The sequence below is a fragment of the Neobacillus camarae genome (assembly GCF_054950115.1).
This window is the reverse complement of record NZ_JBUCKX010000002.1, coordinates 1,539,632-1,558,887: the sequence shown is the minus strand read 5'-3', so window position 1 is coordinate 1,558,887 and position 19,256 is coordinate 1,539,632. Positions and strand designations below refer to the sequence as shown.

General features: G+C 43.5%; 15 protein-coding genes and 1 other annotated feature. Of the genes, 6 read left to right on the top strand and 9 right to left on the bottom strand.

Annotation, left to right across the window (positions count from 1 at the left end):
* Nucleotides 1-4: 4 nt before the first annotated feature.
* From thiI to refZ, 4 genes are all read right to left on the bottom strand, one after another.
* A complete protein-coding gene (thiI, locus tag ACY8D0_RS15145) occupies nt 5-1,213 on the bottom strand; it encodes a tRNA uracil 4-sulfurtransferase ThiI (protein ID WP_462411304.1) in 1,209 nt (402 codons plus the stop codon).
* The gene (locus tag ACY8D0_RS15140) at nt 1,210-2,355 is read right to left on the bottom strand and encodes a cysteine desulfurase family protein (protein ID WP_462411303.1); all 1,146 of its coding nucleotides are present in this window, start codon (nt 2,353-2,355) and stop codon (nt 1,210-1,212) included. Before ACY8D0_RS15140 ends, thiI begins: the two co-directional genes overlap by 4 nt.
* Before the next feature lie 133 nt (nt 2,356-2,488).
* Nucleotides 2,489-4,177, bottom strand: a complete 1,689-nt coding sequence (gene ezrA / locus ACY8D0_RS15135) for a septation ring formation regulator EzrA (RefSeq protein ID WP_462411302.1) — start codon at nt 4,175-4,177, stop codon at nt 2,489-2,491.
* A 329-nt stretch (nt 4,178-4,506) separates the two neighbouring features.
* Nucleotides 4,507-5,139 (bottom strand): forespore capture DNA-binding protein RefZ, encoded by a 633-nt coding sequence (refZ, locus tag ACY8D0_RS15130; RefSeq protein WP_462411301.1) that lies wholly within the window; start codon nt 5,137-5,139, stop codon nt 4,507-4,509.
* Nucleotides 5,140-5,297: 158 nt separating this feature from the next.
* Here refZ and ACY8D0_RS15125 point away from each other — a divergent pair, with 158 nt between their 5' ends.
* Nucleotides 5,298-5,780 (top strand): GAF domain-containing protein, encoded by a 483-nt coding sequence (locus ACY8D0_RS15125; RefSeq protein ID WP_462411300.1) that lies wholly within the window; start codon nt 5,298-5,300, stop codon nt 5,778-5,780.
* Between the two features lie 55 nt (nt 5,781-5,835).
* On the opposite strand, the gene megL is transcribed toward ACY8D0_RS15125, so the two are convergent.
* Nucleotides 5,836-7,020 carry a methionine gamma-lyase gene (gene megL, locus ACY8D0_RS15120; RefSeq protein WP_462411299.1) on the bottom strand — a complete coding sequence of 395 codons (1,185 nt, stop codon included), beginning with the start codon at nt 7,018-7,020 and terminating at the stop codon, nt 5,836-5,838.
* A gap of 366 nt (nt 7,021-7,386) precedes the next feature.
* Between megL and rpsD the strand changes: the two genes are divergently transcribed.
* Nucleotides 7,387-7,989, top strand: coding sequence for a 30S ribosomal protein S4 (rpsD, locus tag ACY8D0_RS15115; RefSeq protein WP_462411298.1), 603 nt, complete (start codon nt 7,387-7,389; stop codon nt 7,987-7,989).
* A gap of 45 nt (nt 7,990-8,034) precedes the next feature.
* Here the strand turns inward: rpsD and ACY8D0_RS15110 are convergent, their stop codons facing one another.
* Together ACY8D0_RS15110 and tyrS are read right to left on the bottom strand one after the other, a co-directional pair.
* Nucleotides 8,035-8,229, bottom strand: coding sequence for a DUF6954 family protein (locus ACY8D0_RS15110; RefSeq protein ID WP_462411297.1), 195 nt, complete (start codon nt 8,227-8,229; stop codon nt 8,035-8,037).
* Nucleotides 8,230-8,601: 372 nt separating this feature from the next.
* Complete coding sequence (gene tyrS, locus ACY8D0_RS15105) at nt 8,602-9,861, bottom strand: tyrosine--tRNA ligase (RefSeq protein WP_462411296.1); 1,260 nt, start codon at nt 9,859-9,861, stop codon at nt 8,602-8,604.
* Nucleotides 9,862-9,902: 41 nt separating this feature from the next.
* Nucleotides 9,903-10,121: a binding site (T-box leader), on the bottom strand.
* Between the two features lie 144 nt (nt 10,122-10,265).
* Here tyrS and ACY8D0_RS15100 point away from each other — a divergent pair.
* Nucleotides 10,266-13,043 (top strand): transglycosylase domain-containing protein, encoded by a 2,778-nt coding sequence (locus ACY8D0_RS15100; protein ID WP_462411295.1) that lies wholly within the window; start codon nt 10,266-10,268, stop codon nt 13,041-13,043.
* A gap of 239 nt (nt 13,044-13,282) precedes the next feature.
* Here the strand turns inward: ACY8D0_RS15100 and acsA are convergent, their stop codons facing one another.
* Nucleotides 13,283-15,001, bottom strand: coding sequence for an acetate--CoA ligase (gene acsA, locus ACY8D0_RS15095; protein ID WP_462411294.1), 1,719 nt, complete (start codon nt 14,999-15,001; stop codon nt 13,283-13,285).
* A gap of 198 nt (nt 15,002-15,199) precedes the next feature.
* Here acsA and ACY8D0_RS15090 point away from each other — a divergent pair, with 198 nt between their 5' ends.
* From ACY8D0_RS15090 to ACY8D0_RS15080, 3 genes are all read left to right on the top strand, one after another.
* Nucleotides 15,200-15,832 carry a GNAT family N-acetyltransferase gene (locus tag ACY8D0_RS15090; RefSeq protein ID WP_462411293.1) on the top strand — a complete coding sequence of 211 codons (633 nt, stop codon included), beginning with the start codon at nt 15,200-15,202 and terminating at the stop codon, nt 15,830-15,832.
* A 65-nt stretch (nt 15,833-15,897) separates the two neighbouring features.
* Complete coding sequence (locus ACY8D0_RS15085; protein WP_462411292.1) at nt 15,898-16,545, top strand: acetoin utilization AcuB family protein; 648 nt, start codon at nt 15,898-15,900, stop codon at nt 16,543-16,545.
* On the top strand, nt 16,542-17,726 hold the full coding sequence (locus ACY8D0_RS15080; RefSeq protein ID WP_462411291.1) for an acetoin utilization protein AcuC: 1,185 nt from the start codon (nt 16,542-16,544) through the stop codon (nt 17,724-17,726). The genes ACY8D0_RS15085 and ACY8D0_RS15080 overlap by 4 nt, the downstream gene beginning before the upstream one ends.
* Before the next feature lie 432 nt (nt 17,727-18,158).
* On the opposite strand, the gene ccpA is transcribed toward ACY8D0_RS15080, so the two are convergent.
* A complete protein-coding gene (ccpA, locus tag ACY8D0_RS15075) occupies nt 18,159-19,160 on the bottom strand; it encodes a catabolite control protein A (RefSeq protein ID WP_462411290.1) in 1,002 nt (333 codons plus the stop codon).
* Nucleotides 19,161-19,256: the final 96 nt, after the last annotated feature.

Genomic DNA, 19,256 nt, shown 5'->3' with positions numbered 1-19,256 from the left:
TGGATTAGAATAAATCTTCAAACTCCTGTTGATGTTCGCGGTTCGGTTGAATGACCAATGATTCTACCTCTTGGACAGCTTTATGGATTAATGGATCAAAATCAAAAAAGCTTTCGTACTGCATAACTTTTTCTCTTTTAGGTCTCGTTTTGGGAGATGCTGGCACAAAGATCGTGCAGCAGTCCTCAAACGGACGGTTTGAGATTTCAAGCGTATCGATTTCTTGAGCGATTTTTATAATATCGTTTTTGTCCATTGAAATCAAGGGACGCAAAATCGGTGTGTTGGTCACTTCATTGATTGCAAACATGCTTTCGAGGGTTTGGCTGGCTACTTGTCCGAGGCTTTCGCCAGTAATAATGGCCAATCCTTCCCGTTTTTGCCGCAATTCGTCGGTAATCCGCAGCATCATTCGTCTGGTCGAAGTCATGGTATAATTTTCCGGCACCTGTTCGCGAATCGCCTGCTGAACGTCTGTAAACGGAACAATATGCAGTGTGATGGGGGAACCATAAATCCCCGCCAATTTTTTTGTCAAATCGATGACCTTTTCCTTTGCCCGTTCACTTGTAAACGGCGGGCTAAAAAAATGGACCGCTTCTATTTCCAGTCCACGTCTCATGGATAAGAACCCTGCCACCGGACTGTCAATCCCGCCGGATAGCATCAACATGGCTGTTCCGCTTGAACCAGTCGGGAGCCCTCCGGCACCCTGAATGGTTTGACAAGACAGGTAAATGGCTTCCTTCCTTACTTCTACCCGTAAGTTGATATCCGGGTGTTTCACATCCACTTTGATTCCCGGGACATTCTGCAATAAATGGCCGCCAAGTGCATGATTGATTTCATCTGTATTCAATTCGAATGTTTTATCCGATCGTTTGGCGGTTACTTTAAAGGTTTGGCCCTCAAGAAAAAGCGCAGACACCAAATCTAGTGAAGCCTGCTTCAATTCGTCCAGGTCTTTCCGTACCTTTACTGCAGGACTAAATGACTGAATCCCAAATATATGTTTTAATTTTTCAACGATTTCTATTCCATTTTCTCCGTTTAATAAAACATACATCCGATCATGGCTTGCTTCTATTTTCACCTTTGGAAATGGCGATAGGGCAATCCTTACACTTTTTCTGAGCTTATCAACAAACTTTTTGCGATTTCTTCCCTTTGTGGATATTTCACCATAGCGGATTAATATGCGATCATAATTCATGGTTTCATAACCTTTCTTAGATGGTTTACGGTGTCCTCAATTGCTTCCAGAACGGCCTTTGCCTCAGCTTCTGTATTGTCTGCCGATAAGCTTAGGCGGATGCCGCTGTCAGCCAAATCGTCCGGGACCCCCATTGCCAGAAGCGTCTTGCTGGCTGACTTTCTTTTTGAAGAGCAGGCACTGGTAGTCGACACATAAATCCCTTTTGTCTCCAGTGCATGGATAAATACTTCCGATTTCATTCCGTTTAATGAGAAATTCAAAATATGCGGTGCCCCGTTTTCCAACGGGGAGTTAATTTGAATGTCCTCTATATTATTTAGCCCAGTTCTAAGCAGGGTTTGTATCCTTTTCATGACGGCCAAACCTGATTTGCTTTTTTCCATGGAAAGTCTAAGTGCTTTTGCCATGGCTACTGCTCCTGCCACATTTTCCGTCCCGCTGCGAATGTTGCGCTCTTGCTTTCCGCCGGCAAATAAGGGAGTCAACCGAATTCCTTCCCGAATAAACAGTGCTCCCGTTCCTTTTAATCCATGAAACTTATGCCCTGAAATGGACATAAGGTCAATACGATGATTAGCAATCCTAATTGGGACTTTTCCCACCGCTTGAACCGCATCCACATGAAATAAGATAGTGGGATAGCGATCCAGCATTTTTCCGATTTCTTCTATCGGCTGGATTGTTCCTACCTCATTATTGACATGCATAATCGATACAAGAATGGTATCTTTCCGGATGGCCTTTTCCACGTCATCAACGGAAACTCTGCCAGTATCGTTTACCGGAAGCCAGGTAATTTCAAACCCCTCTGCTTCTAGCTGCTCCATGGCGTCACTGACAGATGGATGCTCCACACTGGAGGTAATGATGTGCCGCCCCCTGTTACGATGGGAGAAAGCTGCCCCTTTTATCGCCAAATTATTGCTCTCCGTCCCCCCTGATGTAAAGTAAATCTCCGGAGCCTTTATATCCAATAGTCTGGCTATTTGTTCCCTCGCCTGTGACAGCAGTTTCTCTGCCTGTCCGCCGTACCGATGAAGCGAAGAAGGATTTCCGTAATATTCACCCGCAACCTTGACATAGGAGTCCAATGCTTCCTTATATGGTTTCGTTGTTGCGCTGTTGTCAAAATAAATCATGAACCCTTCACCTTTCTTTTTTTAAAGCCGTACATGCACCAGAAATAAATCTTATCATAATTTCGTCAATTGAAAAAGAAAAGAAGAAACCAATTAACCTCATTATGGTCGAATCAGTTTCTTCTTATTTACTCTACTCAGTTTCAATTGTGGCTTTGATTTTTTTCAATGCTTGGGGGTCAACGCTGTCCAATGACGCTGCCGCCTGTTCGAGTGCTTCTTGGTAATCGTAGCGTCTGAAGGCACTTTCCGCCTCGGCCAATCCCTTGGCAACGGAAGGAATTTTGGTACGGTAACGATTTCCGTACTGAATGGCCTTCTCCGCCAATGCCGCATTTTCAATCAAATCAATGGTTGAATTGACAAGCTTTTCTACGGTTAACACAGCAATTTCCAAATATTGATTTAGACCCGCAATATTAAGCGGCTTTTCCTCCAGTTGCAATCGTACGTTTTGGATACTTTCCTTGGTATCCTCGATTAAATATTGGTAATCCTCCGGAAGACCGGGCACGTTGCTTTTGGATACATGCCTAAGCGTTTCTCCGACTTTTTTAGTCAGCTCTCTGACCTTTTCCCTTGCCTCCAGTTCATCTTTTCTGAGCGCCTGGAGCTTTTGGGCAAAGCTGTCCTGCCCCTCGCGGATGATATCCAACTGTTCCTTTATTTCGGCCAATTCCCCGCTTATCACGGTTTGAGCTGTTTTGTTCAGCTTTAATTTTTCCATTAGTATTTCATGGCGGTTATAAACCGCTGTAAGTTCCATATCCATATTTGCCAGCAGTTCCAAATCCACATTGGATAACTGGTAGCTTTCCTGCAAATAGAGAATTTCCTCAGAGAGCTGCTTATTTTCCTCGCCCGCTGAAGCAAGGAGTTGTCCTGTAATGGGCTCGTTCTTCATAACAAAATGCTTGGCGTGAACTTCTTGTTCCATCAGGTCGAATAGCACATCAACTCTTTGTTTGATCTCTGTCATGCCTTCTTCTGCTTGATCCACTTTTGTTTGCTCAATCAAATGCAAATTCTCGGCCGTTTTATCTTCCAAGCGTTTAATTTCTTCATCAATCCGTATATGGTCCAAGTAATAGCCTTGTTCGGTCATTTCCCTTAATCCCGCCATCACTTCCGCAAGCTGGTTGGGAATTAAGGATTGGCATTCAATTAAGAGCCGGGGAATCACAAGCATATCATTTTTAATCTTATCAAGCTTGCCATTTATGGTTAAAACGACTTCACGGGCCTCCAAATAGTTCCCATGTCCGGTTTTTTCTTCATATTCATGAAATTTTTCAGTTACGATAGCCAGTTCCGATTCCAAGTATTTTTCCGCACTACCAAAACTATGCCGGTGCGCTAGGAGTGTCTTTTTACTCTCGCGGTAAATTTCCTTTAACGCCTCAATTTCAACCCGGTTTTTCTCTTCACTGCCAACCAGCTCATACAGTTCTTCCAAAATGCCATTCACTTGATTTTCTGTTTCCTGGAGTTTCTCGGAAATTAATGCTTGGACTCCCTTTGCCTTTTTAAATCTGTAATGGTCTATGTACTCTTCCGCGTCAAACAGCAGTTCTTCCAGGTCCGGCAGCTTTACTGTGACCACATCATCCCATTGGTTTCTCCACTTTTCAAAAAGTTCTTCTGTCTGCCCGGTCATATTCAATTGTTTTACCTTTGACATTTCATCCTGTATCGGGCGGTTAAACAAATCTATTTTCCAAGCTTCCAGCCGGTCCATTTCTTTAAAATATTTTTTCTTTATAAAATATCCTACTACAAAAAAAGCTAGTACTAGGATGAATAATCCAATGATATATTTCACAATGTTAAGCCCCCTTAATCAGCACAACGAGCATTCTTACCAATCTATATCAAACATAATGGTTTCATTCATTATCAATGCCTTAATGATACCATGATAACGACAACTTTTGACTATTATTTTCATTTTTTTTAAAAAAGTCGGCGAAAAAGTAAAATCATCTTAAAGAACAACGAAATCCAGTGATTTTTGCGTGTGCCATAGAGGGACCGATAGAATAAAACGGCAAATAAAAAAAGACCTCGCGGGATTCATTAATCCCAGGCAAGGGCTATCGACTTAGAATCTATTCATACCCCTTCTTTTGTCATAAGGAATTGGACGGGACGTTATTTACTCACGGCTTCCTTTTTAGCCTCCATCGGCAGACAAAGGACACTGTCTATCCATAACTGGATATCTTTCAGATATTTCTGCTCAAAGAACCGTTCGCTTGGAAATACGTATAAAACTTCTCTCATATAATTGGTGTTTACAAAAGGCATCATTAAGAAACCCTTGAGTTGGACAATTAAATATGGAATGGAGTGCGGACGGAATTCTTTCCACTCAAATCCCCGTTCAAAAATTTGCTGAAGGTAATATTTCTCTTTTATGGAGTAAGTGGACATGATTTCTCTGGAGATTTGCGAATCCATAGACAATTCACGATACACAAAGCTGGCGAGCAGATGGTTTTTGCATTGGAAATGGAGCAATTCCGAAACAATTCGCTTGATGCAGGCAGACGCCCCTTGATCGATGGAGGAATAAGCTTCTTCGATGATAGTGATGTATTGTTCAAAAAAATACGTGAAGCAATATTCTAACAAACCTGCTTTATTTTCAAAATAATAGGCTATGGAAGCCGTATTCACTTTGGCAGCACTGGCAATGTCCCTTATTGAAGTACCCGAATACCCCTTGGAATTGAACAACAATATAGCAGCATGCATGATTGCTTCTCTTGAATCCTTCTTCATCGATTTCCTTCTCCTCCTTCTGAACAGCCCTTTTCCCTTACTTAAGAGTTCTTTATACCTACACAGGATTCCTGTATGAAAAAATCGACATTCTGTGCCCATTTTCGATATTTCTGATAAAATAAACTGTAAAAAAAATAAGAAATAGGTGAAATCTCATGTTTAACGTCGAAAAATATCAGGGAAACCGAGAAGATAATTATGATTTACTAAAAAAACAGCTTCAGGCATTGATCCATGATGAGCCAAATCAAATTGCCAATCTCAGCAATGCTTCCGCTTTGTTGAATCAATTCTTGGATCGTGTCAATTGGGTAGGGTTTTATTTAATGGATGCCAATAATGAGCTTGTATTAGGGCCATTCCAGGGACTTCCTGCATGTGTTCGCATACCGCTGGGGAAAGGAGTTTGCGGCACAGCGGCGTCCAAAAAGACAACGGTTCGGGTGGAAGATGTCCATCAATTTCCTGGGCATATTGCTTGTGATGCCGCTTCCCAATCTGAAATCGTTATTCCTATGGTAAAAGAAGGAAACTTAATCGGTGTGTTGGATATTGATTCTCCAGAAACGAACCGATTCGACGAATTGGATCAAATCAAGCTTGAAGAATTTGTCTCCATCTTAGTTAATCACATATAAAATCCTAGCAAAAAAAGGAGCTGCAGAAAGTTACTCACAGCTCCTTTGGGCTTTTTTATATCTTTTCAAGTGCCTGCTCCAGATCCTCCACGATATCCTCCCATGCTTCCAGCCCAGCTGAAAGGCGCAGAAGATTATCCTCAATTCCCATTTTTAACCTTTCCTCCACCGGTATCACGGCATGAGTCATCGAGGCCGGATGTTGGATCAACGTTTCCGGGTCCCCCAAACTAACCGCAATAGGAATTAATTGCAATTCGTTGATAAACCGCTGAGCAGTTTCCTTTGACCCCTTGATGGTGAACGATACCATGCCACCGGCTTGCTTCATTTGCTTTTTCATAATCTGGTAATCTTCATGATGAGGATCCCCAGGATAATAAATCTTATCGATTTTGGGATGGGTTTTTAAAAAGCCAAAAATCCGTGAGGCGTTTTCACAATGGCGGTCCATCCTGATTGGGAGGGTTTTTAATCCCCGCAGCAGCAGCCATGCATCAAACGGGGAGATTACCCCGCCCATATCTTTTTGAGTGGTTTTAGAAACTTTTTTTATGAAATCATGTTTTCCAATTACCAGTCCGGCTACAACATCACCATGCCCGCAGATGTATTTGGTCGCACTGTGGATCACCACATCACAGCCATGGACAATGGGCCTTTGCAGGTACGGGGAGGAAAAAGTGTTGTCCACGACAACGGGGATTCCCCGCTGTTTTGCCGCATTCACCACCAGCTCCAAATCCACCAGCTTCATTGTCGGGTTAATGGGAGTCTCGATATAGATACAGGCAGTGTTGGGTTTGATGTCCCTTTCAAAGGTTTCCAAAGAATCCATGCTTGAAAAATCATAATCAATGTTATATTTCTCATTTAATAACTTGAGAAGTCCAAAGGTACACCCATATACCCCCTGCGAGCAGAGAACATGGTCACCGGTCTTTGTCAGAGAAACCAGGACGGAACTTACTGCCGCCATTCCGGAGGAAAACGCCAGGGCTGCTTCCCCTTGTTCTAGTGCAGCCATCCGGTCTTCGAGTATTTTTACCGTAGGATTTCCTAAGCGCGAATAAATGTATCCATCTTCTGTACCGGCGAATCTTTTTTCTCCTTGTTCCGCATTGGCAAATATAAAGGTGGATGATTGGTAAAGCGGCGGCACCAAACTCCCTAAATGGTCTTCCCCATGATAACCGGCATGAATGACTTCTGTTTCAAACCGAGACTTCTTCTGTTTCATCACTCGCCCTCCTAATTTGAAAACGGTCTTGTTTTTATATAGTATATGTGCCATATCGTCTAATCGTTAAGAAGCCAACAACTGCTTTTTATGGAGAGTAACAAATGGAAAAAATGGAAAACAAGCCACATTTAGAAATATACTTGACTCGTAGACCACAAAAATTATATAATACTCCTTGTGTAAAATACTGCAGCCTATGAGAACGATGATAGTTTGTTCATTTTGTTCCTCGCGAAAAGTGATGGTGCATCGAGTAACCCTCCGCTGCTAGGGCGATGGTGCATGAAAACAAAATGACGGTTATCGATGTTTTCGCAGCGGTTTTTATTTTACCAAAATAAAAACACAGAGGAGGAGTCATTCATGGCTCGTTATACCGGCCCAAGCTGGAAATTATCTCGTCGTCTTGGAATCTCTCTAAGCGGCACAGGTAAAGAATTAGAAAAGCGTCCTTACGCTCCTGGACAACATGGTCCAAACCAACGCAAAAAGCTTTCTGAATACGGATTGCAATTACAAGAGAAGCAAAAGCTTCGTCATATGTATGGCGTAAATGAGCGCCAATTCCGCAACTTATTCGTTAAAGCCGGCAAAATGACTGGCGTATTAGGTGAAAACTTCATGATTCTCCTTGAATCACGTTTGGATAACCTAGTATACCGTTTAGGTCTTGCTCGCACTCGTCGTGCAGCACGCCAATTAGTTAACCATGGCCACATCGTAGTTGATGGCGCTCGCGTAGATATCCCATCTTACCGTGTATCACCTGGTCAAACAATCAGTGTTCGTGAAAAATCACGCAACCTTGATGTTGTCAAAGAAGCAATCGAAGTGAACAACTTTGTTCCTGATTACTTAACTTTTGATGCTGACAAATTAGAAGGTACTTTCACTCGCTTACCAGAGCGTTCTGAATTGCCTGCTGAAATTAACGAAACTCTTATCGTTGAGTTCTACTCACGTTAATTTTTCAAACGAGAAATCCCCAGCCAATATTGGCTGGGGATTTCTTTATTTATTTTTATTCTTCGACCAAAGGATGGTCTTTCGATATAAAAAGGCCAGAATAATATAGATTAACACAACAATGGCTGCCGTGATGAGTCTTTCTTGTGAACTGCCGTCTGCCAGTAGGACAGGTCCTAGTCCGAAAAAGGTAACGAGTGCAATTAGAACAATAAAGACGGCGTGAATTATAAATCTCATTCCTACACCCCCATCGCATGCTTTCTCTTTATATATTTGACGAAATGGACGGGAAGCCCGTTACACCAAACGACTTAGCCGATATCTTTTCTTTCTGACTGTGCTTAAAGACAATTTCCTAGTTTTTCGGCAACTTTAATAAAGGGCATTTCTCCAGCCGTTTCCCCACTTTTTGTCCTCAAGATTTTATATGAGACATTTCTATGCGTTCCCTCCCTCCTTTTGTCCCATAGAGTGCCTATATGAGACATTCTACCTGACTTCATCCCCGTCTTGTCTCATATATCCCTTTTATAAGACATTTCTCCGTTTTTCTCTCCGCTTCTGTCTCATAGAAAAAAGGGACCTGCAAAATCCAAGTCCCTTTGATTACTAGTATTTGATTAAAGTATATTTCTTTTTCCCTCTTCGGATAATCGTAAATTGACCTTCAATCCGATCGGATTCCTGTAGCACATAATTGGTATCTGTTACTTTTTCGCCATTTATAGAAATCGCCCCGTTTGATATATCCTCACGTGCTTGGCGCTTGGAAGGTGAAATTTTGGCAGATACTAGCAAATCCACAAGATTGCCATCAAATTCACTGTCCACGTCAAAAGAAGGCACATCCTTAAAGCCCTGTTTAATCTCGGATGCTGTCAAGCTTCTGACATCGCCGCTGAATAATGCCTCAGAAATTTTGATTGCCTGCTGGAGAGCCTCCTCGCCATGAATCAGCCTGGTCATCTCATCCGCCAATGCCTTTTGCGCTTTACGCAGATGCGGCTCCTCTTGAACGGAAACTTCTAATTGTTCGATTTCCTCATGGGAAAGGAACGTAAACAGTTTTAGGTATTTGACCACATCGGCATCCGCTGTATTAATCCAGAACTGGTAGAACTCGTATGGAGTCGTTCTTTCCGGGTCCAACCAGACTGCTCCCCCGGCTGTCTTTCCAAACTTAGTCCCATCTGCTTTTGTAATAAGCGGAATCGTTAGCGCAAAAGCCTTGGATTCAACCGGGTGAATCTTGCGGATTAACTCCAATCCTGAGGTAATATTTCCCCATTGGTCACTGCCGCCGATTTGCATCCGGCAATTATGCTGCTCATACAAATGCAAGAAATCCATTGCTTGTAAAATCGTATAACTAAACTCAGTAAACGAAATACCGGTCTCGAGGCGGTTCGCAATTGTATCCTTGGCGAGCATGTAATTAATCCCGATGTGCTTGCCAATGTCACGCAGGAAGGTGATTACATCCATCGCCTGGGTCCAATCATAGTTATTGACCATGATGGCACCATTTTCTCCTTCAAACTCAAAAATGGCCTTTAACTGATTTTTAATCCCTTCTGCATTTTGCTGAACCGTTTCTACGGTCAATAATTTTCTCTCTTCACTTTTTCCGCTCGGGTCGCCGATTAATCCAGTAGCGCCGCCAACCAGCACAATGGGACGATGCCCGTGCTGCTGAAATCTTCTTAACGTTAAAAATGGAACTAGATGGCCGATGTGCAAGCTGTCCGCAGATGGGTCTGTCCCGCAGTAAAGCGAAATACTCTCTTTATTTAAAAGTTCCTTTAACCCTTCTTCATCCGATTGTTGATAAATGATGCCTCTCCATTCCAAATCCTGCAATAAATCCAATTCAAATCCCTCCAATCAAAATAAAAACGTCCCTGCAAAAATGCAGGGACGTATATGTACGCGGTACCACCCAGCTTGAGGAAATTTTTCCTCCAACTTGAACAAAATAACGGTTAAAACCGTTCTCTGCTACTCCAATGTTCACAGAGAAAGCTCCAGGATGTATTTCATTCCTCTATTTGTGTCAGCTTGCACCGGCCGCTGGCTCTCTAAATAACAGGGATAGAAGAACTACAATTGGTTCCTTTCAACGCTTTTATAAAAAAATTTATTTAAAGCATTTTTATCATATCTGGCCGCTGCTGTCAAATCTCAAATGGAAATTTCAGAAAAATGTTGAAGCTTGTCAGTTTTTATACCCCTGGTATGCTATAATGTAATGTGATTTTAAAAGAGGTGATGCTATGAATGAAAAGTTAAAACCATGGCTAGAAAAAGCAAAATCGCTGCTTAGTTTCATTACTCATAAAAAAACGATTAAAGGGGTTCGGATTACCTCCCAAGTAGTTTGGAACCTATTTCTCCTTGTGTTAGTTGTTTTTATACTCGGAGGATCATTCGCTGCTGGCGTGGGTGCCGGTTATTTTGCCTCTCTTGTGAAAGATGAGCCTGTCCGCTCCTATGATAGTATGAAAAAAGATATTTATAATTACTCGGAAACCTCGGAATTATATTTTGCTAATGATGTTTATCTTGGAAAGCTCAGGACGGACTTGGAACGGGAAGAAGTAAAACTGAATCAGGTTTCAGATTATCTGATTAATGCGGTTATCGCGACCGAAGATGAATACTTTTATCAGCATAAAGGAGTTGTCCCAAAAGCTGTATTCAGGGCTTTATTTCAAGAGGTAACCAACTCTCCAATCCAATCAGGCGGAAGCACCTTGACCCAGCAGCTGATTAAGAACCAGATTTTGACCAATGAGGTCTCGTTCCAGCGGAAAGCAAATGAAATTTTGTTAGCGCTTCGCCTTGAGAAATTTTTTGATAAAAAGGAAATTCTTGAAGCCTACTTAAATGTTTCGACCTTTGGACGAAACTCGTCCGGAAGAAACATTGCCGGTGTCCAGGCAGCAGCCAAAGGAATATTCGGCAAACCTGCCAACGAATTGACGTTGCCAGAAGCGGCCTTTATTGCCGGACTGCCGCAAAGCCCGTTCGGCTATACCCCGTTTACAGCGGAAGGGACCGTCAAGAATAATCTCGAGCCTGGTCTGACCAGGATGAAAACTGTTCTAAAGCGAATGTATGATGGCGGTTATATTAACCAAAAGGAATATGCGGAAGCATCCGCCTACGATATTACAAAGGACTTTATACCACCTAGCACCAGTAACCCGCTAGAAGATTATCCTTGGCTAACCTTTGAAATTGAAAAGCGGGCAAAAGAAGATCTCACAACTGTTTTAGCCAAAAAGGACGGCTATAGCGAAGAGGACTTGAAGAAGGACGAAAACCTGGCTTACAAATATAAAACATTGGCAAGCCATGATTTAAAACAAAATGGTTATAAAATATATACCACCATTGACAAAGATATCTATGATGCGATGCAGATCGCAAAGGACAATTATAAATATTATGGCCCGGATAAGCCCCAGGAAAAGAAAGACACTGAAACCGGTGAAACGAAAACCGTGATGGAGCAAGTTCAGGTCGGGGCGATGCTGATTGAAAATAAAACCGGGAAAATCCTCAGCTTTGTCGGCGGACGGAATTATGACAGTGAACACCAATTAAATCACGCAACAAGCGCCGTCCGGCAGAATGGTTCCACCATGAAACCGCTGCTTGTCTATGCGCCAGCGATTGAACTGGGAAAAGCTTCTCCGGGAATGCCGCTTCCTGACGTAGCATTAAAGCTCGACCCATCTAAAAATACACCTTGGCCGCATAACTATGACCTAAAGTATAGCGGAATCGTGTCTGCCAGATATGCTTTGGCGAAATCCTATAATGTTCCGGCAGTCAAGCTATATACCGAAATACTTGACCAGAAACCGGCGAAGTACCTTGAAAAAATGGGCTTTACTTCTTTAACAAAAGATGATTATGAACTCGCCTCCACCGCGATAGGCTCATTGACAAACGGGGTGACGATTGAAGAAAACACCAATGCCTTCAGTACTTTTGCCAATGGCGGACAATTTATTGATGCCTATTTAATCGATAAAATCGTTGATAAAAATGGCAAAACCGTTTATCAGCATGAAGTGAAACCGGTTGATGTTTTCAAACCGCAAACGGCTTGGCTCACACTGGATATGATGCGTGATGTGATCAAAATGGGGACGGCAGCCGGAGTCAAGAGCCAGCTTAAATTCAGTGCCGACTGGGCCGGAAAAACAGGTACAGGCTTTGACTATTGGGATTCCTGGTTGGTTGCCACCAACCCTAATGTTACCTTTGGCATTTGGACCGGCTATGACACGCCAAAGTCGTTAAAGACCAGCGGAATGTCCTACAGCCAGCGCACCAATACCCTCTGGGCCCAGTTACTCAATGCCGCGTATGATAAACGTCCAGACTTGATTGCACCAAAAGAAGAATTTACGAAGCCTGAAGGAATTGTTCAGCGAAGTTTTTGTGCGGTTTCGGGTTTACTTCCATCAGATGCCTGCTCCAAGGCAGGATTGGTGGAAACGGATTACTTTAATGCAAAAGATGTTCCTACAAAAGTGGACGACAGTTTGATTCAAGGAAAATATGTGACAATTAACAGCAAAAAATATTTGGCATTGGATTCCACACCAAGTGAGTTTTCTCAATCGGGAGTAATCCTGAACCCTGATTTTGTCACTAGAATGACAGGAGGAAACTTCAAAGATACCAGACAGCTTATTCCTAATCGTGAGCGTTGGGGAAGTGTCCTTGTGGCTGATGCAAAAATGACCGATAATGGCAAGAAGCCAGACAGTGTAGGCGTTGCTGTTTCTGGTAATAACCTTTCTTGGTCCGCCCCAGCAGATAATGATGTAATTGGCTATCGGGTTTACCAAGGCGGTTTTTCAAATGCTAAAGTAGCCAGCGTAAAAAGCGGCAGCAGTTTATCCTATACAGCAGGTCCCGGATTTTATTATGTGACAGCTGTGGATATTGCCGGAAATGAATCCGCGCCATCCAACTTCGTTGAGGTCGGCGGCACACAAGAAGGGACACCCCAAGAGGTTTTACCGCAATAACCATAAAAACCCGCACCGTGAAGCGACGGTGCGGGTTTCTTTTTTTAATGGATAAGAAAGAATAAAGTTTTTAAACTTGATAATTGTCTAGCTCCAGCACCCTATCGCCTAGTGTCCTTCAGTCTCCGCCCCACGATAAGTCAAGCACGAATTCGCCTCCGGCTCTTCGTGTTTCCTTTATCTCAGTTGGAGCCCTCCAGGTCTGTCGTGCGCTGACCAGGGCGCTTGCGCTTTTCTTATTAGTCTTCCATTGTGGAGAGGTCGCCAGTTGGCAGGTCTAATTCCCACGCTTTTAAGACACGTCTCATGATTTTACCACTTCTGGTTTTTGGCAGTTTGTCGCGGAAATCAATTTCCCTTGGCGCCGCATGGGCAGCAAGGCCTAGTTTGACAAATTGCCTGATTTCCTCTTTCAATTCATCGGAAGGCTGATAGCCATCCCTTAAAGCAATAAAGGCTTTAATGATTTCCCCGCGGACAGGGTCCGGCTTGCCAATGACGCCTGCTTCGGCCACTGCAGGATGCTCCACAAGCTTACTTTCCACTTCGAACGGGCCTACCCGCTCGCCAGACGTCATGATCACATCGTCCACACGGCCTTGGAACCAGAAGTAGCCATCTTCATCCATATAGGCAGAATCACCGGAAACATACCAGCCGCCTGGCATGAAATAGGACTCAAATTTCTGGGGATTGTTCCAAATTGTATGCATCATCGAAGGCCAGCCTTTTTGGATGGCCAGGTTACCCATGCGATATGGCGGCAGCTCGTTTCCTTGGTCGTCGACAATCGCGGCCTTTACGCCAGGAATCGGCTTGCCCATAGAACCGGGCTTTATCGGTATGCAAGGATAATTGCAGATTAATTGCGCTCCAGTTTCCGTCATCCACCAGCCATCATGAATCCTGCGATTAAAGACCTTTGCTCCCCATTTCACCACTTCAGGGTTCAATGGCTCCCCAACACTGGCAACGTGCCGGAGGCAGCTTAAATCGTATTTTTTCACCAATTCATCGCCTGCGCCCATCAGCATCCGGAATGCGGTCGGTGCACTGTACCAAACGGTTACCCCGAAATCTTCAATTGTTTTATACCAATCATCCGGGCTGAAACGTCCCCCGACAATCACATTGGAAGTCCCCGTTAACCAAGGGCCAAAGATACCGTAAGAGGTTCCGGTTACCCAGCCTGGGTCGGCTGTGCACCAATAGACATCTTCCTCTTTTAAATCCAACACCCATCTTGCCGTCTGATAATGCTGAATCATGGCATTATGTACATGCAATACGCCCTTCGGTTTCCCGGTAGAACCGGACGTGTAATGAAGAATCAGGCCATCCCTTCTATCGACCCATTCGATTTGAAGCTCTTTGCTGGCGCCGGCAAATTTTTGTAAAAAGTCAATGCAAAGCCCTTCTTCCGTTACATTTTTGCCGACTACAAAAATATGCTTTAATGCCGGTAAATCTTGAATTGGCACCCGGCCTAGCAGCTCCGGCGTGGTGACAAGAACCTTTGCTTCGCTGTCCTGCAGCCTGTCGCGCACAGCCCCTTCCATGAAAGCTTCGAATAGCGGTCCAACAATTGCACCTAGTTTAATAGCACCCAATACAGCAAAGTAAAGTTCCGGAGATCGCGGCATGAAAATAAACACGCGGTCGCCCTTTTCTACCTCCCCATATTGTTTTAAAACATTCCCAGCCTTGTTTGTGAGCTCTTTCATCTCTTTAAAAGTATATTTTTCATTTCTTGATGCGTCCTTGTAATAAAGAGCCACTTTATTTTTCCTGAATGTTTCCGCATGGCGGTCAATCGCTTCATATGCCATATTCACGAGACCTGTTTCACTCCAGGAAAACTCTTTTTCGGCTTCAATCCAATCAAAGTTCTGATAGGTTTGTTCGTAGTTTTGTAAATTGTGGTCCCCTTGAACAACTGGTAACGCTTCCAATTTCATTGGTAAAATCCCCCTTTGTCGCATTTGATATTATTATATTACAAAAAATGACTATTCACAATTTTAAAAAAATGTATTTTAAAAATTATGATTCTCTTATCCTATATATAATACAGAAAATTTTGTGAAAACACTTTCATGCAGGAAAATTTATGTATAATAAAAGTAATATATCTTAATTTTCCAGGAGGTGACCCAATGGAACATAAAAAAACTTATTATGTAAAAGAACTGGACACTCCCCATGGGACTTTAGTCATTGAAGGGCCAATAACCTCTGAAGAGCTTGCAAGTTATGAATTCCATCAGGATTTAACCGCATTCCGGCCTGCAGGGCAGCAACATCAAGCGTTGATTGGGATTGCGGATTTAGTGGAGGGACGAATTATTATTGCCCGGCACGAGAATACGGTGGTTGGCTATGTGACGTACCTATACCCCGACCCGCTGGAACGATGGTCTGAGGGACATATTGATAATTTAATAGAATTGGGTGCGATTGAAGTCATTCCAAAGTTTCGGGGCTGTGCGGTCGGAAAAAATTTGTTAATCCTCTCGATGATGGATGATGCCATGGAAGATTATATCATCATAACGACGGAATATTATTGGCACTGGGATTTAAAAGGGACGAATCTAAATGTCTGGGAGTATCGCAAGGTGATGGAAAAAATGATGAGTGCCGGCGGCCTTCAATGGTATGCCACCGACGACCCGGAGATTTGCTCCCACCCGGCAAACTGCTTAATGGCCCGAATTGGGAAACGGGTTGACACTTTATCTGTTCAACGTTTTGACCGCCTCCGATTTATGAACCGGTTTATGTATTAATAAACACAAAATTGCCTTTTATTATGGTTTTTATGGCAAATCTATTTTGAACGGTGGGATTTAAAATGATTATAGATGAAATAATGAAAACCAATGTGGTGACTTTGCATCCAACGGATACGATTGCGGACGCCATTCAGGCAATGGAGGCTCATAATATCCGCCATATCCCGATTGTCAATGATGAGGAGCTTTTGGTCGGCCTAGTAACCATCTCAAAGTTAAAAGAGGTAACGCCTTCCACATTCCGGACGAATGAAAACCCGAAGGAATTAAAAAAGCCGCTGGAACTTATTATGGAGAAGAATGTCATAACCGGTCATCCGCTTGATTTTGTGGAAGAAGTGGCCGCGGTATTTTATGAACATAAAATTAGCTGTATCCCCATTATTAAAGACAAAAGATTGGTGGGAATCTTAACGGAGACGGATTTACTAAGGACGATGGTTGAGCTGACGGGAGCGCATCAGCCCGGTTCCCAAATAGAAATAAAAGTCCCAAATATTACGGGGGTCCTCTCTGATGTGGCTGGAATCATCCGCAATCGGAACGCAAACATTTTAAGTGTGCTGGTTTATCCGGATAAACAGGATGAGCATTATAAAATTTTGGTGATCAGGGTACAAATGATGAACCCTACGGGATTAATTGAGGATTTAAAAAAGGCTGGTCATCATGTGCTATGGCCAAATCTTCCGGGGATTTCTTTATGAGTGACCGTTGCGCCTTTATTTACTCAGAAGAGCAGTTAAATTATAAATTCTCAAGCCATCATCCCTTTAATCAATTCCGGCTTAAACTGACAGTAGACTTATTGGAACGTCTGAACGCGCTTGATAAGAATCAAGTTATTCCGCCGCGAATGGCTACAGAGGAGGAGTTAACTTTAATTCATGACCCAGGCTACATAGAGGCAGTTAAAAAAGCCGGAATGGGCCTGCTTGCCAATGAAGTGGCGGAAAACTTCGGCTTGGGAACAGAAGATACGCCCGTGTTTGCCCATATGCATGAAGCCAGTTCCCTGCTGGTAGGCGGGACGCTTACTGCAGTCGATGAAGTGATGTCTGGCCGCGCCCTGCATGCGGTCAATCTCGGTGGCGGGCTCCACCACGGCTTCCGGGGAAAGGCATCTGGTTTCTGTGTGTATAATGACAGTGCCGTAGCCATTAAGTACATACAGAAAAAGTACCATGCCCGGGTTTTATATGTGGATACGGATGCGCATCACGGCGATGGTGTCCAGTGGGCCTTTTACGATGACCCGAGTGTTTGTACATTATCAATTCACGAAACCGGCCGGTACTTGTTTCCAGGAACGGGAAACGTAAATGAGCGGGGCCAGGGTGCCGGTTATGGGTATTCTTTTAATATTCCGGTAGATGCGTTTACAGAAGATGAATCATGGATTGATGCCTATACGCAAGCGATCCGGGAAGTGGCTGATTTCTTTAAACCGGATATCATTTTGACCCAAAACGGCGTAGATTCGCATTATTATGACCCCTTAACCCATTTGTCGGCCACGATGAAAATTTATCGAGAAATTCCAAAACTGGCCCATGAAATCGCCCACCGTTATTGCGGCGGCAGATGGATTGCGGTTGGCGGCGGTGGATATGATATCTGGCGGGTTGTCCCGAGAGCATGGGCGTTGATTTGGCTTGAGATGATGGAAAACCAGAATGGTTTCGGGGGGCTCCCTGCCGACTGGATTGCCCAATGGCAGCCGCTTGCACCGGTGAAGCTTCCCCAAGAGTGGGATGACCCGTTAGACATTTATCCACCAATCCCCAGAAAGGCAGAAATAACGGAAAAGAATCAGATTACACTGGAAAAAGTGCTCTACCCAATTCGCAGCCAGCAAAAAAATGAAGCAAAAAAAACAGGACAATAAGCTGAAAAACTACGTTACCTTAATCAACTGTTTCCGGAGATTAAGGTAACGTTGGCCATTTTTTACGTTACCCTCGTCGTTCTTTTTCCCGTTTCAGTCGCATAGACCCCTTTTACTTGACCCTCGTTGCTTCTTTTTTCCCGTTTCGGTCGTGTAGATCCTTTTTACGTTACCCTCATTGCTTCTTTTTTCCCGTTTCAGTCGCATAGACCCCTTTTACTTGACCCTCGTTGCTTCTTTTTTCCCGTTTCGGTCGTGTAGATCCTTTTTACGTTACCCTCATTGCTTCTTTTTTCCCGTTTCGGTCACATATACCCCTTTTACGTTACCCTAATCGCCTTTTTTCCCTATAGTGTTCGCGGTAGACCCTTCCGTTCTTAGAACAAATAAGCCGCCATATTATTATGGCGGCTCATACATTATCATAATTGTTTATTTGGTCGACTGGCGGTGTTCAATTCGATGCGGCAGGACGACGGTGTTTTCAGAAACTTTTTCCTTATTCATCAGTTTGGTCAATAATCGCATTGATACGGCGCCAATATCATATAACGGCTGGACGACCGTTGTCAGCTGCGGGCGGACCATGAGCGAAAGCCTGGTGTTGTCAGAAGTAATGATTTCAAAATCATCTGGGATTTTATAGCCTTTGTCTTGTGCCCCATGAACGACACCAAGTGCCATCTCATCAGAACCCACGAAAATCGCCGTTGGCTTATTTCCGGCTTCTAACAGCTTTTCTAAGGCTTCAATTCCCGAGTCGTAAGTATAATCCCCTTCAACCACAAGCTCTTCGTTAAATGGGATACCGGCGTCCTCTAGCGCCCGTTTATAACCATCCAGTTTTTTATTCGAAATATCCGGCTCATATACCGGGCCCATCACGATGGCGATATGTTTATGGCCTTTATCGATGAACTCCTTGACGGAATCATAGGCAGCCCTCTCATAATCAATATTGACTGAAGGGAGTTTTTCGGATTCTTCCATCGATCCGGCAAGCACAATCGGTACCGGGGACTTTTCGAATTCTTCCACATGCTCCTGGGTAATATGGCCGCTCATAAACACGATTCCATCTACTTGTTTGCCCAGCATGGTATTCAGTAAATGTAATTCTTTATCTTTATTTTGGTCGGAGTTGCTCAAGATGATATTGTACTTATACATGGTGGCAATATCTTCAATCCCCCGTGCCAATTCAGCAAAAAGGATATTAGAGATATCAGGGATGATTACACCCACTGTGGTCGTTTTCTTACTTGCCAACCCTCTTGCCACTGCGTTCGGGCGGTATCCGAGTCTCTCAATGACTTCTAAAACTTTCTTTCGTGTAACGGGTTTTACATTTGGATTCCCATTGACGACACGGGAAACCGTTGCCATCGATACATTCGCTTCACGGGCAACATCATAAATCGTAATATTACTCACTGTAACACTCTCCTAAAACGTTCATTGTTTTCTTTATTTTACAGCAGTAAATAAAAATATACTCATTTTATTTCCACTTTTTAAATTTGTGATAAA

Excerpts from the sequence above, each read along its gene's own strand:
- thiI (WP_462411304.1), bottom strand. The coding sequence starts at position 1,213 with ATGAATTATGATCGCATATTAATCCGCTATGGTGAAATATCCACAAAG.
- ACY8D0_RS15140 (WP_462411303.1), bottom strand. The coding sequence starts at position 2,355 with ATGATTTATTTTGACAACAGCGCAACAACGAAACCATATAAGGAAGCA.
- rpsD (WP_462411298.1), top strand. The coding sequence starts at position 7,387 with ATGGCTCGTTATACCGGCCCAAGCTGGAAATTATCTCGTCGTCTTGGA.
- ACY8D0_RS15085 (WP_462411292.1), top strand. The coding sequence starts at position 15,898 with ATGATTATAGATGAAATAATGAAAACCAATGTGGTGACTTTGCATCCA.
- ACY8D0_RS15080 (WP_462411291.1), top strand. The coding sequence starts at position 16,542 with ATGAGTGACCGTTGCGCCTTTATTTACTCAGAAGAGCAGTTAAATTAT.
- ACY8D0_RS15125 (WP_462411300.1), top strand. The coding sequence starts at position 5,298 with ATGTTTAACGTCGAAAAATATCAGGGAAACCGAGAAGATAATTATGAT.
- ACY8D0_RS15090 (WP_462411293.1), top strand. The coding sequence starts at position 15,200 with ATGGAACATAAAAAAACTTATTATGTAAAAGAACTGGACACTCCCCAT.
- ACY8D0_RS15100 (WP_462411295.1), top strand. The coding sequence starts at position 10,266 with ATGAATGAAAAGTTAAAACCATGGCTAGAAAAAGCAAAATCGCTGCTT.
- acsA (WP_462411294.1), bottom strand. The coding sequence starts at position 15,001 with ATGAAATTGGAAGCGTTACCAGTTGTTCAAGGGGACCACAATTTACAA.
- refZ (WP_462411301.1), bottom strand. The coding sequence starts at position 5,139 with ATGAAGAAGGATTCAAGAGAAGCAATCATGCATGCTGCTATATTGTTG.
- megL (WP_462411299.1), bottom strand. The coding sequence starts at position 7,020 with ATGAAACAGAAGAAGTCTCGGTTTGAAACAGAAGTCATTCATGCCGGT.
- ACY8D0_RS15110 (WP_462411297.1), bottom strand. The coding sequence starts at position 8,229 with ATGAGATTTATAATTCACGCCGTCTTTATTGTTCTAATTGCACTCGTT.